This is a genomic window from Gordonia sp. GN26 (assembly GCF_054823965.1).
Genome location: NZ_JSYC01000017.1, coordinates 81,055 through 96,900 on the forward strand (window position 1 = coordinate 81,055; position 15,846 = coordinate 96,900).

Consider the following 15,846-nt stretch of genomic DNA (forward strand, 5'->3'; position numbering starts at 1 on the left):
TCACTCGTAGACCCCTTCGACGATCCACTCACCGCCGCGATAGCAGAGCAGCAGCGCGCGTGAGTCGTCGAGCAGGACCTGTGCCCGGGCGGTCAGCTCCGTGGCCCCAGCCGCGGATGCCCGTTCCATGCCGACCGGCCACGGGCCGGCCCACCAGCACAGTCCCCAGCTCGCCTTTCGACCCTTCCCGCGACCCGACGACCCCGACAACCGGACGGTCACCGGTTCGGCGGTGAACGCTCCCCGCTCGGTCACCCGCACCGGCTGACCGAGTGCGTCGAGCACGCTGATCGCCGTCTCCACCAGCACGGTGGGCGTGGGTTGCGGCAGGTGGCCCGGCCACGGCGCGGAGGGGTCGCGGCGCGGTGTCCGCTCGTCACCGAGGGACACCATCGTGATCCGTTCGGCCGGGCCGCGCCCGCCGCTGAGCACCGGGATGCGCACGGCATCGCCTCCCAGCAGACCTTGGATGCGGACCAGGGAGCGTCGGGCGCGTTCTTCGACGTCGGGGTCGACCGCCGAGCCACCGGTGAGGGTGTCCGAGAGCTGGTAGTGCAGGGCACCGGCCTCGACGACCTCCACCGGCTCCAGCCGCAGACGCACGATCGGCGAGTCGGGGCGGGTGTCCTTGACCTGGCCTCTCGCCCGTCCGTTACCCCGCCGGCCACCGGTCAGCCAGCCCTCCAGCTGCCATCGGATGCGGTCCGCGGTGGTCTCCGGGGTCAGCGGCTGCGCACAGTTCCACGTCCGCGAATGCTGCTGTCCGCGTTCGGTGGTCGCCTCGATGGTGAGTCGGGTGCAGGCCACGGCGGCATCGCGCAGGCGCCGGTGGAGCTTCTCGGCGAGGGTGCGGCCGATGAACGCCGCGGCGTCGATGCGGTCGACGGGCGGATCGCAGGTGTGGTCGACGTCCAGCTCGGCCGGCAGGTGTCGGCCCGACGGCACTCGACCCGGCAACGCGTTGGCCAGACGGTGCGCGAGCACCGCGTCCCGGGCGAAACGGGTCGCCACGTCGGCGATGTCCATCTCGGCGAATGCGCCGATGGTGCCGATCCCCAGGCGCCGCAACAGGTCCACCAGCTCGGCACGCGACGGATCGCTCATGCTCGGTTCGAGGGCGAGGTCGGCGATGGGCCGGTCGGCGAGATAGGCCCGGTCTCCGCCCGGCTCGACCTGATGGCCGCGCCGCGCGGCGAGGACCGCGGTGAAGATCTCGTCGGCGATGCCGACCTGCGACTCGATGCCGCAGGCCGACACGATGTCGACGAGTTCTTCGGCAAGTGCCTCCATGCCGCCGAAGTAGCGCGCCGCCCGATCTCCGGGGATCACCAGCAGACCGGGCCGGAGCACCTCGAGGGTCGGGAGCACCTCGGCCACCGCGGCCACCACCGGATCGAACAGCCGACCGTCGCGGACCTCGTCGGCCGCGACGACGGTCATCTCCGGGCAGAGTGCCTGCGCCTGACGTTTGCGCATGCCGCGTCGGACGCCGACGGCCCGGGCGGTGGACGAACAGGCCACCACCCGATTCGCCGACAACACCGCCACCGGATGCAACGGCGGCAGATCGGCCTCGGCGGCCGCCGCCATCGCCGGCCAGTCCGGGCACCAGAGCGCAAGGGTCCGCCTGGCGGGTTCCTGCCGTGTCATCAGTTCGCGACCGCGAGGACCGGACGAGTGCTCGTCGTCGAGACCATCTCCACCGATCGATCGGACCCCTGGCCTCGTGCCAGGAGATCGACCTCGGTGCTCTGCGTCTGACGGCCGCGTCCCGATGCCGTGACCTGCAGTCTCATCCCGCCGATGCGGCCATAACCGCTGCGCGCGGAGTCGAGGTCGGTGGCGCCGGACAGCAACGGACTGTGCCGGTAGGTGAGCACCCGCGCCTCGATGTTCAGCTGCGCACCCGGCCAGGTGCCCCCGGCGACCAGCAGGACCGACGACTGCTTACGGACGCGTCCCATCACCACGCGTGCCCGCGACGGGGGCACCGCATCCGCCGTACCCGGCCCCACACGGCCGAGCACCACCAGGTCCATGCCGTCGAGCAGGACGGCGGCCACCTCCACCGGATCGATGCCGGGGTCGGGGATGGTGGCGATGCGCGAGAGGTCCGCGCCCATCTCCACCGCCGACAGCAGGCTCAGCCGGGGCATCCCGACGATCCCGACCTGGCCGCCCGCACGGGTGACCGACGCGATCATCGCGACCAGCAACGAGTTGGCGCCATCGAACCGGGCGACCGTACCGCGCGGAATCCCGTTGTGCGGCAATATCTCCGACAACGGCTCCGGAATCGGCAGCACGCCGGCGGCCGGATCGCGGGTCTCCACCACAGGCCGGTCGGGGCGTCCCGACATCGCCGCCATGCGTCGGCGGAGTCCGGCCAATTCATCCGTACGGGACGACACATCCATGACACTCTCCAGTCGCGTGGTGGTACTCGAGCGAGCCGGGAAGGTGCTGCGCCATCTGGTCCTCGAACCGCCGTGGGAATGATCCGAGAGGGTGATCTCGTCCGCCGATCATTCGAACATTGTTTCGATAACCAGAGAGTAGAACCACCCACCGACAAGCGTCAACCGAGGCCCGTCAGCACCCGTATCACGCTCGTAACACGTTGCACTGGTGTATCTTTCGCCACAGACCCCGAGGTGCGAGCACCAACCCCGCTGCCTGAGGTGAGAGGAGCGCAAGCGACGAGCCACGAAGGCCTGGTGACGTCATCTCACCAGGCCTTCGTGGCTCGCTTCGCTCGCACCTCAGGCAGCGGGGGCAGCTCGCTTCGCTCTCGCACCTCAGGCAGCAGAGGGTCAGAACAGAGTGAGCGCGTGCTGCAGCTCGGGTGCGGCCACCGATCCGGGCGATCCCGCGTCCGAGCCGGACTGTCGCAGCCCACCGGAGCCCGCCAGCCCGTGCTGCTGCACCAGGGGCTGCATCCGCTCACGCAGCCATGAGGAGTACTCCGGCGTCACGTAGGCACCGCGCCCGTAGAGTCCGCGGTATCTGCGGATCAGTGCGGGATGTTCCTCGGCCAGCCACTCCAGGAACCACGGCTTGGTCGAGGATCGCAGGTGCATGGGGAACGCGGTCACGCCCGACGCCCCCGCGTCGGCGAGAGCCCCGAGCAGCTCGTCGAGATGGGATTTCGCATCCGTGAGATACGGGATGACCGGTGCGACCATCACGTGCGGCGCGAGGCCGGCGTCGGCGAGGTCGCGGATCAGCGACAGTCTGGCTTGCGGCGACGGGGTGCCGGGTTCGATCTTCTTCTGCAGATCCGGGTCGATGATGGCCAGCGAGATGCCGATGCTCACCGGGACCTGGCCCGCCGCCTGCCGCAGCAGAGGCAGATCGCGCCGGATCAGCGTCCCCTTGGTGAGGATCGAGAACGGTGTCCGGGACTCTGCGAGCGCAGAGATCACGCCCGGCATGAGCTTGTACCGGCCTTCCGCGCGCTGATACGGGTCGGTGTTGGTGCCCAGTGCGACGGTCTCCCGCGTCCACGAGCGACGCTTGAGCTCCTTGCGCAGCACCGCGGCCACGTTCAGCTTCACGACCACCTGGGAGTCGAAGTCCTTGCCTGCGTCGAGGTCGAGGTATTCGTGCGTCGGCCGGGCGAAACAATAGCGGCACGCGTGAGTGCACCCGCGAAAAGTGTTGACGGTGAACTGGAACGGGAGATGAGACGCTTCCGGGACACGATTGAGAGCACTCTTCGCGAGCACCTCGTGAAAGGTGACACCCTCGAAGTCGGGAGTCCGCACCGACCGCACCAGGCCGGAGCGGCTCAGCCCGGGGAGCGCCCCGTCGTCGACCTCGACCGCCTGCTCGGACCATCGCATGGAGCGAGTCGAACACATGTGCGATCACACTGTCAAGCGCAGTGCCCGCCGACGAGCCCTCGCGGCTATCATCGCCGTATGCCACCGTCCGTCGGAACCCATCATGCCCCAGGTCCCCAGTACCTGGTGGCCGGCCGATACCGCCTGAAGTCGCGGATCGGTGGCGGCGGCATGGGCACGGTGTGGCTGGCCCGCGATCAGCTCCTCGATCGCGACGTGGCCGTCAAGCAGGTCGTCTCCACCGAGGGCCTCACCGAGGATTCCGCGGACAACGTCCGCAAGCGGGCGATGCGCGAGGGTCGCATCGCGGCGAAGCTGTCCCATCGCAATGCCATCGCGATGCACGACGTAGCCCTCGACCGCGGCGAGCCGTGGCTGGTGATGGAGTACCTGCCGTCGCGCAGCGTCGCCCAGATCCTGCATGCAGTAACGACACTCGAGCCGAGGGAGGCGGCCCAGATCGGCGCGCAGGTGGCCGATGCGATGGTCGAGGCCCACGCGGCCGGTATCGTCCACCGCGACATCAAGCCGGGCAACATCCTGATCGCCGAGGGCGGCCGCAACGCGGGGCTCGTCAAGATCACCGACTTCGGCATCTCGCGGGCCAAGGACGACGTCAGCCTCACCCAGACCGGCGTGATCACCGGCACCCCAGCCTATTTCGCCCCCGAGGTGGCTCGTGGCGCGGAGCCGATGGAGGCCTCCGACGTCTACTCGCTGGGCGCCACGATCTACACGATGGTCGAGGGCCAGCCGCCGTTCGGCGTCGACGACAACTCGATCGCCCTGCTGCACAAGGTCGCTCGCGCGCGGATCAACCCGATGACCAAGGCCGGCGACCTCGAACCGGTCCTGCTGCGCCTGCTGGAACCGAGCCCGACGAAGCGGCCGACCATGGCCGAGGCACGTGACGCCCTCACCGCGTTCGCGGCGGGTTCGCGCGGCACCAAGGACCAGGTGCTCACCGGACTCATCACCCGCCCCGGCGCCGGTACGCCGGTGTGGGCGCAGCGCAACAACCGCTCGTCGACCACGGGACCTCACCGCCCGGTCGCGGGCGCGACGCTGCCGCCCTACGCCCAGACCCTGGCCGGCGACCGCGCCTCACGCGACATCCCGCACACCCGGCAGGAGCACCACTCCCCGACCCTGATGTCGACGCCGCCGCCGTATGCGATGACGTCCCAGTCGTCGTCGCCCCACCGTCAGCCGATGAACCCCGGGTTCGGGGAACCGACCCGGAACTCGGCGACCTCCAGCACCGCGCTCGCCGTGTCGGTGTTCGTGTTCTTCGCGGTGCTGGCTGTGCTCGTCGTCCTGGCGATCGCGCTGCTGCGCTAGGGCCTTGAAGTTGAAGCCGCCGCAGCTTCCGCGTGTCCGATTCCCTCCCGCGTACCGGATAGCGCCCGCGGGAGGTAGACGCTCCCGCGGGATCAGCCGATGTGGCGCGTGGCCGCCCAGCGGGTCAACGCGTTCCGGTTGGACTGCTGGGTCTTGCGCAGCACGTTCGACGCATGCGTCTCGACGGTCTTGATCGAGATGAAGAGTTCCTCGGCGATCTCCCGGTAGGTGTAACCGCGGGCCAGCAGCCGCAACACCTCGAGTTCACGGCGGGTGAGGGAGTCGAGTTCGGGATCCAGCGGAGGTTCGGGGGCCGACGACTTCCCGGTGAACGAGTCGAGCACGAACCCGGCCAGCCGAGGGCTGAACACCGCGTCACCCTCCGCGACCCGGCGCACCGCATCGGCGAGTTCGGCGCCGTCGATCGTCTTGGTGACATACCCCCGGGCGCCGGCCCGGATCGTCGCGATCACGTCCTCGGCGGCGTCGGAGACGCTCAGGGCGAGGAAGACCGGCGCGTTCTCGGCATCGGCGCCGAGCCGGTCGAGGACGCCCCGCAACACCGCGACCCCGCCGCCGGCGGGCATGTGGACGTCGAGGAGCACCACATTCGGTGCGGTGGACACGATTCCGGCGATGGCCTCCGGCACGGTGCCCGCCTCCCCGACCACGCGTAGTCCCGACTCGTCGGCCAGTTCCGCGCGCACCCCGGAGCGGAACACGGCGTGGTCGTCGACGAGGTACACGGTGTAGGTCGACGCCGGGGCGTCGGTCGTCGTGTCCGTCGGGTTCGGGGTCTGCTCGGGGGTCATCTCACCTTCCGGTCGTCCGTCGGTTCGTTCTCTGCCTGCTGTTCTACCGGGGATGCCGCGGTGCCGCCGGATTCCTCGACCACCGACACACCGTCGATGCGCGGCATCGTCAGCGCGACGTTGGTACCGCGCCCGGGGTTCGAGGTGATCGACACGCGGCCACCCATGCGTTCCATCCGTGCCCGGATCGACCGGCTGATGCCCTGCCGATCCTCGTCGATGACGTCCGGGTCGAAGCCGACGCCGCGGTCGCGGACGAACACCTCGACCTGGTCCTCGGTCACCTCGCTGTACACGTCGACGGTGCGCTCACCGGAATGCTTCGCCGCGTTGACCAGCGCCTCACGGGTCGCACCCGCCAGCGCCGACCAGCGCTTGGCATCGCGTGCGTCGCTGGGGCGAAGATCGCCGACGGTGATGATCTCGACGTCGACCCCGTACGCGTCCTCGACCTCCGCGCCGACGCTGCGCAGCGCCGCGGCGAGCGAGCCGCGTTCCTGGGCGGGGTCGCCGAACAGCCACGCACGCAGCTCACGCTCCTGACTTCGGGCGAGGCGCGCGACCTCCTCCGGGCGATGCGCCTTCTTCTGGATGAGGGCGAGGGTCTGCAGCACCGAATCGTGCAGGTGCGAGGCGATCTCCTCGCGCTCGGCGTTGCGGATGCGTGCAGCACGTTCCTCGTTGAGGGCCCGCCACATCCGCATCCACAGCGGAACGGTGAGGAGTACGACGCCGATCAGGGTCGCCACCACCGCGAGGATCGTCGAATTGAGTCCGCCGAAGCTGCGGTCGCCCGCGAGGACGATCACCACGAGCCCGCCGACCACCAGCAGCACACCGCCGATCAGCCGTGTCCAGGTCAGCAGCGGAGCGCGCGGCGCACGATGCGAGGTGTCGAACTCGCGCCACACCAGGCTCGCGCCGATGGCGATGAAGACGAACGGAACCAGATACTCCGCGGGCGTGCCCGATGCGGCGAAGCCGACGACCGACATCGCCACGAGCCCGATCACCGCGAGTCCGAGGGACTGCCTGCGTTCGCCCGGTGCGGGCGGTGCGGTGTCCTTGCCGGGCGGGCAGAAGAACCAGAGCAGACCGTAGGCCGCGACCCCGGCCCCGGCCAGCGCGGCGAGCACCACGAACACGATCCGGACGCGAAAGACGTCGACCCCCAGATGGTCGGCTATGCCACCGGCGACCCCGGCGACCACCCGGCCGCCGTCCCGTCGGACCAGCCGCGGGGCAGGCTCCACCTCCGTTCCACTCACACCTCGATGTTCCCACGGGCGGCGAATCCGGACATCGGGGTTCACCCCTGTTTCTGTGCCCGCGATCTCGGGGTCGAGCGTCGCATCCCCGATCAACCCCGGGCGGAAATCAGGGGATCACCCGATGTGCGGCGGGCACTCGGCAGAGCACGATGATCGCCATGGACACCAAGGAGTTCCAGAGTCAGATCAGGGAGATGTGGTCGACACGCCCCTACCGTCCGGAGAACCGGACCATCGCCGGCGTGTGCAGCGGCATCGCCGCCCGCTACCGCGTCGATCCCACGCTCGTGAAGATCGCCTTCGTGGTGTCCGCCTTCTTCGGCGGCAGCGGGCTCATCCTGTACCTCGCGGCGTGGATCGCGTTCCCGGGCCGGCAGCGAGCCCACGCCGAGGCGGTACGCGCCGCGACCACCGGGCACCGCGGTCACCGACGCCACGGACCGCCGTGGGGCAATCCGCAGTTCATCGTGCTGGCGGTCCTCGCGATCGTCATCGTCACCTCGGTCGGCCCGAACCGCACCTGGGGGTCGGGCGGCCTGGTCGGCGCGATCCTCATGCTCGGCGGGTGGTACCTGCTCCACCTGCGCACCCCGACTCCCCCGCCCGGTACCAGCATCGACACCGTCGCCGTCACCGACGTCGTCGTGCCCCCGCCGACGGCGGGACAGTTCGAACGCTGGGTCCCGCGCGCCATGGCCGGCACCGGGATCACCGGTGGCCCGGCGAACACGCCTACCGCCACGAGTGCACCGAACGTCGACCTGCAGAAACCCGCGTCCGACACCGGAACACAACCGGCTCCGGCGACGAGCGAGAACCCCACCACGGAGGCAACGGCGAACCCCGCTGGCACAGAGGAGATCTCCATGACCAAGAGCGACGTCGACACCGCATCGGACGGGACGCAGCGCTGGTCGCCCCTGCCGACCCCGGCGCCCGCCTCCGACGACGTCGACACCTCCCCACCTTCCTGGGATCCGCTGGGTGTGGCCCCGTTCGCCTGGGACCTACCCGAACCCGCCACACCGGCGAAGCCGGTCGAGCAGCGGCGTCGCCGCTCCCCGTTGACGCTGATCGTCCTCGGGCTGGCGGTCATCGTCGGAGCGATCGGGACCGCCCTGCATCAGGCGGGGGTCGACTGGTTCACCGTGCCGCGCATCCTGTCCCTGTGTCTGGCGGTCGTCGGTGCCGGCCTCGTGCTGGCCGCGACGCTGCGTCGACGCACCGGTGAGCACAGCACCGGCCTGTTGCCGGTCGCCATCCTGCTGGGTGTCGCGACCATCGTGACCACCACGGTCTCCGGTGTCACCCTGCCCACCGGCGGGGCCGGCGACCGGAACTGGAAGCCGCTGAGCGAGAATGACATCCAGCCCGAGTACACCCTCGGGATGGGCGAGATGACCCTCGACCTGCGGGAGATCGACCTCACCGCCGACCGACGGGTGGAACTGCGCAACGGGATGGGCGTCATCGAGGTCGCGCTGCCCGAGAACATGAACGTCCGCGTCACCTGCGACACCGGCATCGGCGACATCGATTGCCCCGACGGACTCGACGGTGGCCGTGACGGCACGGACGGTCCAGTCCTCGAGATCGACGCACACACCGGCATGGGAGAGGTTCGGGTCATCCGATGAACGAGCAACTCGACAGCGGCCCGAACGTGGCCGACGACTACACCGAATCGACCCACCGCGCACCGGGATTGGGGGTCGTGGGCATCGCGGCCCTGGCCGTCGCGGGGTGGGGGCTCGCCGGCGGACCGGCACTCCCCGACGCGGCGAACCTCGGCTGGGCGGCCGTCGGCATCGGACTGCTCATCGGCCTGATCCTCATCATCTCCGGAACACGAAACCGGGGATGAGGGACGAGGGGTGAATGCGATCAGGCCGGCGTGAAGTCCACGCCGGCCTGATCGTGTTCGGTCATTCCCACTCGATGGTGCCCGGCGGCTTGCTAGTCACGTCGAGGACGACGCGGTTGACGTCGGGGACCTCGTTGGTGATGCGCGTCGAGATGACCTCGAGGACCTCGTAGGGCACGCGGGTCCAGTCGGCGGTCATCGCGTCCTCGCTCGAGACGGGACGCAGCACGATCGGATGTCCGTAGGTGCGGCCGTCGCCCTGGACGCCGACGCTTCGGACGTCGGCGAGCAGCACCACCGGGCACTGCCAGATCTGGGCGTCGAGACCGGCGGCGGTCAGCTCCTCACGGGCGATGAGATCGGCCTTGCGCAGCATCTCCAGACGATCGGCGGTCACCTCGCCGACGATGCGGATCGCGAGACCCGGACCCGGGAACGGCTGGCGTGCCACGATCTCCTCGGGCAGGCCGAGCTCACGGCCGACGGCGCGGACCTCGTCCTTGAACAGCAGGCGCAGCGGCTCGACGAGGCTGAACTCGAGGTCGTCGGGCAGGCCGCCGACATTGTGGTGGCTCTTGATGTTCGCGGTGCCGCTGCCGCCACCGGATTCCACGACGTCGGGGTACAGGGTGCCCTGGACCAGGAAGTCGACCTTCTCCCCTGCCTCGGCCTCCTCGCCGAGGACCTCGCTCACCGCCCCCTCGAAGGAGCGGATGAACTCGCGGCCGATGATCTTGCGCTTGGTCTCCGGGTCGCTCACACCGGACAGTTCCTTCAGGAACTTGTCGGCGGCGTCGACGGTGACGAGCTTGGCGCCGGTCGCACCGACGAAGTCGTGCTGGACCTGCTCGCGCTCACCGGCGCGGAGCAGTCCGTGGTCGACGAAGACACAGGTGAGGCGGTCGCCGATGGCGCGCTGCACCAGCGCGGCGGCCACCGCGGAGTCGACGCCGCCGGACAGACCGCATATCGCCCGGCCGTCGCCGATCTGATCGGCGACCGCATCGATGAGGGCGTCGGCGATGTTCGCCGCGGTCCAGGTGGCCTCCAGACCGGCGACCTCGTAGAGGAAGCGGGTCAGGATCTGCTGGCCGTGCGGGGTGTGCAGCACCTCGGGGTGGTACTGGACGCCGGCCATGCGGCGCTTGAGGTTCTCGAACGACGCGACAGGGGCGCCCGGCGTCGAACCGGTGACGGTGAAGCCCTCCGGGGCCTGCTGCACCGCGTCGTTGTGGCTCATCCACACCGGCTGGGTGTCGGAGAGGCCCTGGTGGAGGATGCCCTCACCGTTCACCGTCAGGGTGGTGCGACCGAACTCGCGGCCACCGGTGTTGGCGACCTCGCCACCCAGCTTCGCGGCCATCGCCTGGAAGCCGTAGCAGATGCCGAAGACCGGGACGTCCAGGTCGAACACGGCGGGATCGAGTTCGGGGGCGTCCTCGGCGTACACCGACGCCGGTCCGCCCGAGAGGATGATCGCGACCGGGTTCTTCTCCTGGATCTTCGCCAGCGGCGCGTCGTGGGAGATCACCTCGGAGTAGATCCGGGCCTCACGCACTCTTCGTGCGATCAGCTGCGCGTACTGCGCTCCGAAGTCGAGGACGAGTACGGGCCGCGGGCCCTCGAGGAAATCCTCAGCAGAAGAGTCTGTCACCCGGTCGAGTCTAGTGGTCGACCACGACGTGAAATACTTCGACACCGACATGACTGCATCTCCCCGCACCTCCGCATGGTCGCTGAGCATCGGCGATCTCACCCAGGCCGCCGTTTTCGCCGCGTTGATCGCCGCGCTCGGCCTGCCCGGGACCATCAACATCGGCACCAGCGGCGTGCCGATCACGTTCCAGACCCTGGGTGTGATCCTGGCGGGAGCCGTCCTGGGGCCCAAGAAGGGCACCCTCGCGGTCGTCATCTTCATGGTGCTGGCCATCGCCGGACTACCGATCCTGTCGGGCGGACGCAGCGGCCTGACCGCGCTGGCCTCGCCGACCGCCGGTTACTTCGTCGGCTTCCTGCCCGCGGTCATCGTGATCGGCGTGCTCACCGCGGCGATGATGTCCGTCGGCGACAAGCCGCGCTACCGCGTGCTCTGGGGCATCGGGATCAACGCACTGGGCGGGATGTTCGTCCTCTACCTCTTCGGTGTGCTCGGACTGGTCCTGCGCACCGACCTGACGGTGTGGGCGGCGATCACGTCGAACGGACCGTTCATCATCGGCGACGTTCTCAAGGTCGTCGTCGCCGCGCTGGTCGCCGCACAGATCCATCGCGGTCGCCCCGGCCTCATCGAGCCGCTCCGACTGTCCCGGCGCACCGCCGCCGGCAGCTGAGCCGCTCCGCGATCGCCCCGCTCCGATGATCGAGTTCACGAACGTCTCGCATGCCTACGACGACCGGGTCGTGCTGCGCGATGTCTCGTTGGATCTGACCGAGAACCGGATCGGCATCGTCGGGGCGAACGGCAGCGGGAAGTCGACGCTGGCGCGGATGATCAATGCGCTCGTCGTGCCCGGGTCGGGCACGGTGACCGTCGACGGCCTCGACGTCTCCCGCAACAAACGTGAGGTCCGACGCCGCGTCGGGTTCATCTTCTCCGACCCCGACCGGCAGATCATCATGCCGACGGTCATCGAGGACATCGAACTGTCGTTGCGGCGCACCGACCTCGACAAGAAGCAGCGCGCGGCCCGGGCCCTCGAGGTGCTCGACCGGTTCGGGCTGGGCGCGCACGCCGACCATCCCGCGCAACGGTTGTCCGGCGGGCAGAAGCAACTCCTCGCGCTGGCGTCGATCTTCGTGACCGACCCGGCGATCATCGTCGCCGACGAGCCGACGACGCTTCTCGACCTCCGCAACACCCGCATGCTCACCGACGTCTTCGCGACGCTCGACGAGCAACTCATCGTCGTCAGTCACGATCTCGACATCCTCGACGGATTCGACCGCGTCATCGTGATCGACGACGGCCGGGTGGTCGCCGACGACGAGCCCGCGCCGGCGCTCGCCTACTACCGCACACTGATGTCGTGAACGTCCTCGGCGTCTACCGTCCCGGGAACACCCTGCTGCACCGGCTCTCGCCGGGGGTCAAGTTCGTCGCGATGGCCATGGCGATCCTCGTGATGTCGCTGACCGTCCGCACGCTGCCCACGCTGGGGATCGCGGCGCTCGCGGTCGCGGCGACCTTCGCGCTCGCCGGGATCGGTCCCCGTGAGGCCTGGAAGCAGCTGCGACCCCTGCTCTGGATGTTGTTGTTCATCTTCGTTTTCCAGGTGATCTTCACCGACTGGCGGCGCGCCGTGGTGATCTGCGGGTTGCTGGCGTTGTCGGTCGCGCTCGCCACGGTCGTCACGCTGACGACCCGCACCACCGACATGCTCGACGCGATCGTCCGCGGTCTGAGCCCCCTGCGCCACGTGGGCGTCCGCACCGACCTCATCGCCATCGCGTTGGCGCTGACCATCCGTGCGATCCCGCTGATGGTCGAGGTGGTGCGCGAGGTCGACGAGGCGCGCAAGGCCCGCGGGCTCCGACCCGGACCCCGCATCCTCGTCGCGCCGGTGGTGCTGGCCGCGTTGCGCACTGCCGACGGATTCGCCGACACCCTCACCGCCCGCGGCCTCGACTGACCCCCGCGATCCGTAGAAGAAATGCGCGCTATGTCCGCATTTCTTCTACGAAATCCCGTCAGGCAGGCCGGTTGACCGGCGTGATCGGCAGGCGCAGCGCGCCGGGAGCGTCCGCCGGGACCACCGGAGCGGCGGGCACCACGGGATCGATGCGCTGGTAGCCCTCCCCTTGCGACGGTCGGCGGTCGTCCTCACCCTTGTTCGGCCACAACGCGATCGCACGCTCGGCCTGGGCGCAGATCGTCAGCGACGGGTTCACACCGAGGTTCGCCGAGATCGATGCACCGTCGGTGATGTGTAGCGTCGGGTAGTTCCACACGCGCTGGTAGGGGTCGATGACGCCGGTCGACGGGTCGTCGGAGATGGCACAGCCGCCGAGGTAGTGGGCGGTCAGCGGCATGTTGAAGATGTCGCCCCAGGTGCCGCCGGCGATACCGCTGTTCATCTTGGCGGCGATCCGGCGGGTCGCCTCGTTGCCCTTGGGGATCCACGTCGGATTCGGTTCGCCGTGCCCCTGCTTGCTGGTGACATAGCGCAGCGGACCCCGCTTGCGCACGAAGGTCGTGAGCGAGTTGTTGTTGTTCTGCATGACCAGTGCGATCACCGTGCGCTCGCTCCACTGCTTCACGACGAGCAGCCGAACCAGGAGGAACGGGTTCTTCGCGACCTGCTTGAGGAACTGACCGAACCGGTTGCGACGCGTGCCACCGTCGGTGAGCAACGTCTGCAGATACGCGATCGCGTTGGAGCCCTTGCCGTATCGCACCGGCTCGATGTGGGTGTTCGGCTCCGGATAGAACGACGAGGTGATCGCGACGCCGCGCGAGTAGTCGTTCTCCGGATCGATCCGCGACCCCATCGCGCCCAGGATCGACTCCGAATTCGTGCGCGTCAGTTGCCCCATCGCATCCGAGATCTGCGGCAGCGTCGAATACTTCGCGTGGTGCAGCAGACGCTGGGTGTTGAATGTTCCGGCGGCGAGGATCACCTGTCCGGCGGTGTAGGTGCGCTTGCGTTGTCCCAGCGGCCCCCACGACGACGAGTGGTGCGTCCCGACCTCCCACGAGCCGTCGGCGCGCTGGACGAGCGAGTCGACCGTCGTCCGGTCGATGATGGTGGCGCCGTTGCGTTCTGCGAGTCCGAGATAGTTCTTCAGCAGCGTGTTCTTGGCGCCGACGCGACAGCCGGTCATGCAGGCACCGCACTCGGTGCACGCGGTGCGATCGGGTCCCGCGCCGCCGAAGTACGGGTCGGGCACCGTCTCGCCGGGTGCGCCGGCGAATCCGGTCTTCGCACCGAAGAACACGCCGACGGGCGTGGCGGTCACGGTGTGGCCGACGCCCATCTCCTCCGCCACCTCGGCGACGATCCGGTCCGAGGAGGTGATGGTCGGGTTCTTGACCACACCGAGCATCCGCCGTGCCTGGTCGTAGTACGGCGTGAGCTCGTCCTCCCAGTCGGTGATGTGGTTCCACTGGGGGTCGGTGAAGAACGGCGTCGGCGGCTTGTACAGCGTGTTCGCGTAGTTCAGCGAACCGCCGCCCACACCCGCACCGGCCAGGATCATCACGTCCTTGAGAGCGTGGATGCGCTGGATTCCGTACAGGCCCAGCTTCGGGGCCCACAGCCAGCGGTTGAGACGCCAGCTGGTCTTCGCGAACTCGTCGTCGTCGAAGCGGCGACCCGCCTCGATGACGCCGACGCGGTAGCCCTTCTCCACGAGGCGCAGCGCGCTCACGCTGCCGCCGAAACCGGAGCCGACGATGAGGACGTCGAAATCCGTAGAGCTGTCGGATCGCTTCTTCACACCCATGCAGACCATGCTAATGGTCGTTGTCACATGGGATGACCCAGGTCACCCTAACTACGCGCGGACGGACAGCCCCACCCGCTGGAACTCCTTGAGGTCGCAGTACCCGGCCTTGGCCATCGCGCGACGCAGGGCGCCGACGAGGTTCAGCTCGCCGAACGGGTCGTCGGACGGACCGTTGAGGACACGCTCGAGGCTGGGACGGTCGGCATTGCCGGCGACCTGCAGGAGCGCACCGCGCGGGGTGTCGGGGTGGGCAGCGGCCGACGGCCAGTACCAACCACCGCCGGGAGCCGATGCCGAGGCGGCGAGCGGCGTGCCGAGCACGGCCGCGTCGGCACCGCAGGCGATGGCCTTGACCAGATCGCCGGAGTTGTGGATGTCGCCGTCGGCGATGACGTGGACGTAGCGTCCGCCGGTCTCGTCGAGGTAGTCGCGGCGGGCGGCGGCCGCATCGGCGATGGCGGTGGCCATCGGCACGCCGATGCCCAGCACCTCACCGGTGGTGGTCGCACCCGCGGCCGAGCCGTAACCGACGATCACGCCGGCCGCACCGGTACGCATCAGGTGCAGCGCCGTGCGGTGGTCGTGCACGCCGCCGGCGATCACCGGGATGTCGAGATCGGCGATGAAGGTCTTGAGGTTCAGCGGCTCGCGGGCACCCTCGCCGTCGACCTGGGCGACGTGCTCGGCGGAGATGATCGTGCCGTGCACGACGAGCAGCTCGACACCGGCCTTGAGCAGTGCCGGGGTCAGCTCGGGTGCGTGCTGCGGGCTGACGCGGACCGCGGTGGTCACGCCGGCGTCGCGCACCTGCGCCACGGCCTCGGCGAGCAGTCCGCTGTCGAGGGGTGCGGCGTGCAGTTTCTGCAGATGTCGCACGGCGGCATAGGGATCGGGATCGCCGGCGGCGATGGCGGCCAGCTCCTCGAGTTTGGCGTCGACGTCGCGATGGCGTGCCCACAGTCCCTCGCCGTTGATGACGCCGAGCGCACCGAGCTTGCCGAGCTCGATGGCCACCGACGGCGACACCAGCGCGTCGGTCGGGTGGCTCAGGATCGGCGACTCGAACCGGTAGGCATCGATCTGCCACGCGGTGGAGACGTCCTTGGAGGAACGGGTCCGACGGGACGGGACGATGCTGATGTCGTCCAGTTCGTAGGTCCGTCGGGCCGTCCGGCCCATGCCGATTTCGACGAGGTCACGCACCAGTGCGCCTTTCTGGGGAGTTCAGCTGCACATCGACCCTACGGTGTCCCCGGCCCGAACGGACC

At 69.2% G+C, this 15,846-nt stretch carries 14 protein-coding genes; 6 read left to right on the plus strand and 8 right to left on the minus strand.

Annotation, left to right across the window (positions count from 1 at the left end; genetic code table 11):
• The 3 genes from OK17_RS06470 to OK17_RS06480 all read right to left on the minus strand — a co-directional run bounded on the left by OK17_RS06470 (position 1) and on the right by OK17_RS06480 (position 3,845).
• Positions 1–1,650, minus strand: coding sequence for a DNA polymerase Y family protein (locus tag OK17_RS06470; RefSeq protein ID WP_461416979.1), 1,650 nt, complete (start codon positions 1,648–1,650; stop codon positions 1–3).
• Complete coding sequence (locus OK17_RS06475) at positions 1,650–2,417, minus strand: hypothetical protein (RefSeq protein ID WP_232718065.1); 768 nt, start codon at positions 2,415–2,417, stop codon at positions 1,650–1,652. Before OK17_RS06475 ends, OK17_RS06470 begins: the two co-directional genes overlap by 1 nt.
• A gap of 396 nt (positions 2,418–2,813) precedes the next feature.
• Positions 2,814–3,845 (minus strand): Rv2578c family radical SAM protein, encoded by a 1,032-nt coding sequence (locus OK17_RS06480; protein WP_232718064.1) that lies wholly within the window; start codon positions 3,843–3,845, stop codon positions 2,814–2,816.
• A 78-nt stretch (positions 3,846–3,923) separates the two neighbouring features.
• On the opposite strand from OK17_RS06480, the gene OK17_RS06485 reads away from it, so the two are divergent.
• Positions 3,924–5,186 (plus strand): serine/threonine-protein kinase, encoded by a 1,263-nt coding sequence (locus tag OK17_RS06485; protein ID WP_232718063.1) that lies wholly within the window; start codon positions 3,924–3,926, stop codon positions 5,184–5,186.
• Between the two features lie 92 nt (positions 5,187–5,278).
• Here the strand turns inward: OK17_RS06485 and OK17_RS06490 are convergent, their stop codons facing one another.
• Together OK17_RS06490 and OK17_RS06495 are read right to left on the minus strand one after the other, a co-directional pair.
• On the minus strand, positions 5,279–5,998 hold the full coding sequence (locus OK17_RS06490) for a LuxR C-terminal-related transcriptional regulator (RefSeq protein WP_232718062.1): 720 nt from the start codon (positions 5,996–5,998) through the stop codon (positions 5,279–5,281).
• Positions 5,995–7,266, minus strand: coding sequence for an ATP-binding protein (locus tag OK17_RS06495; protein WP_232718061.1), 1,272 nt, complete (start codon positions 7,264–7,266; stop codon positions 5,995–5,997). Before OK17_RS06495 ends, OK17_RS06490 begins: the two co-directional genes overlap by 4 nt.
• Positions 7,267–7,418: 152 nt before the next feature.
• On the opposite strand from OK17_RS06495, the gene OK17_RS06500 reads away from it, so the two are divergent.
• Together OK17_RS06500 and OK17_RS06505 are read left to right on the plus strand one after the other, a co-directional pair.
• Positions 7,419–8,906: a PspC domain-containing protein gene (locus OK17_RS06500; RefSeq protein WP_232718060.1), complete on the plus strand. Its 1,488-nt coding sequence runs from the start codon at positions 7,419–7,421 to the stop codon at positions 8,904–8,906.
• Positions 8,903–9,133: a hypothetical protein gene (locus tag OK17_RS06505; RefSeq protein WP_232718059.1), complete on the plus strand. Its 231-nt coding sequence runs from the start codon at positions 8,903–8,905 to the stop codon at positions 9,131–9,133. Before OK17_RS06500 ends, OK17_RS06505 begins: the two co-directional genes overlap by 4 nt.
• A gap of 61 nt (positions 9,134–9,194) precedes the next feature.
• Here the strand turns inward: OK17_RS06505 and guaA are convergent, their stop codons facing one another.
• Positions 9,195–10,787 carry a glutamine-hydrolyzing GMP synthase gene (gene guaA / locus OK17_RS06510; RefSeq protein WP_232718058.1) on the minus strand — a complete coding sequence of 531 codons (1,593 nt, stop codon included), beginning with the start codon at positions 10,785–10,787 and terminating at the stop codon, positions 9,195–9,197.
• Positions 10,788–10,836: 49 nt separating this feature from the next.
• Here guaA and OK17_RS06515 point away from each other — a divergent pair, with 49 nt between their 5' ends.
• Genes OK17_RS06515 through OK17_RS06525 form a run of 3 tightly spaced genes read left to right on the plus strand, consistent with a single transcriptional unit; the run spans position 10,837 to position 12,762 of the window.
• Positions 10,837–11,463 (plus strand): biotin transporter BioY, encoded by a 627-nt coding sequence (locus OK17_RS06515; RefSeq protein WP_154882784.1) that lies wholly within the window; start codon positions 10,837–10,839, stop codon positions 11,461–11,463.
• Positions 11,464–11,488: 25 nt separating this feature from the next.
• Positions 11,489–12,163: an energy-coupling factor ABC transporter ATP-binding protein gene (locus OK17_RS06520; protein ID WP_461416980.1), complete on the plus strand. Its 675-nt coding sequence runs from the start codon at positions 11,489–11,491 to the stop codon at positions 12,161–12,163.
• A complete protein-coding gene (locus tag OK17_RS06525; protein WP_461416981.1) occupies positions 12,160–12,762 on the plus strand; it encodes an energy-coupling factor transporter transmembrane component T family protein in 603 nt (200 codons plus the stop codon). Before OK17_RS06520 ends, OK17_RS06525 begins: the two co-directional genes overlap by 4 nt.
• A gap of 58 nt (positions 12,763–12,820) precedes the next feature.
• Here OK17_RS06525 and OK17_RS06530 read toward each other — a convergent pair whose 3' ends face one another.
• Positions 12,821–14,575: a GMC family oxidoreductase N-terminal domain-containing protein gene (locus OK17_RS06530; RefSeq protein WP_232718055.1), complete on the minus strand. Its 1,755-nt coding sequence runs from the start codon at positions 14,573–14,575 to the stop codon at positions 12,821–12,823.
• Between the two features lie 51 nt (positions 14,576–14,626).
• Positions 14,627–15,781: a GuaB3 family IMP dehydrogenase-related protein gene (locus OK17_RS06535; RefSeq protein ID WP_461416982.1), complete on the minus strand. Its 1,155-nt coding sequence runs from the start codon at positions 15,779–15,781 to the stop codon at positions 14,627–14,629.
• Positions 15,782–15,846 lie beyond the last annotated feature (65 nt).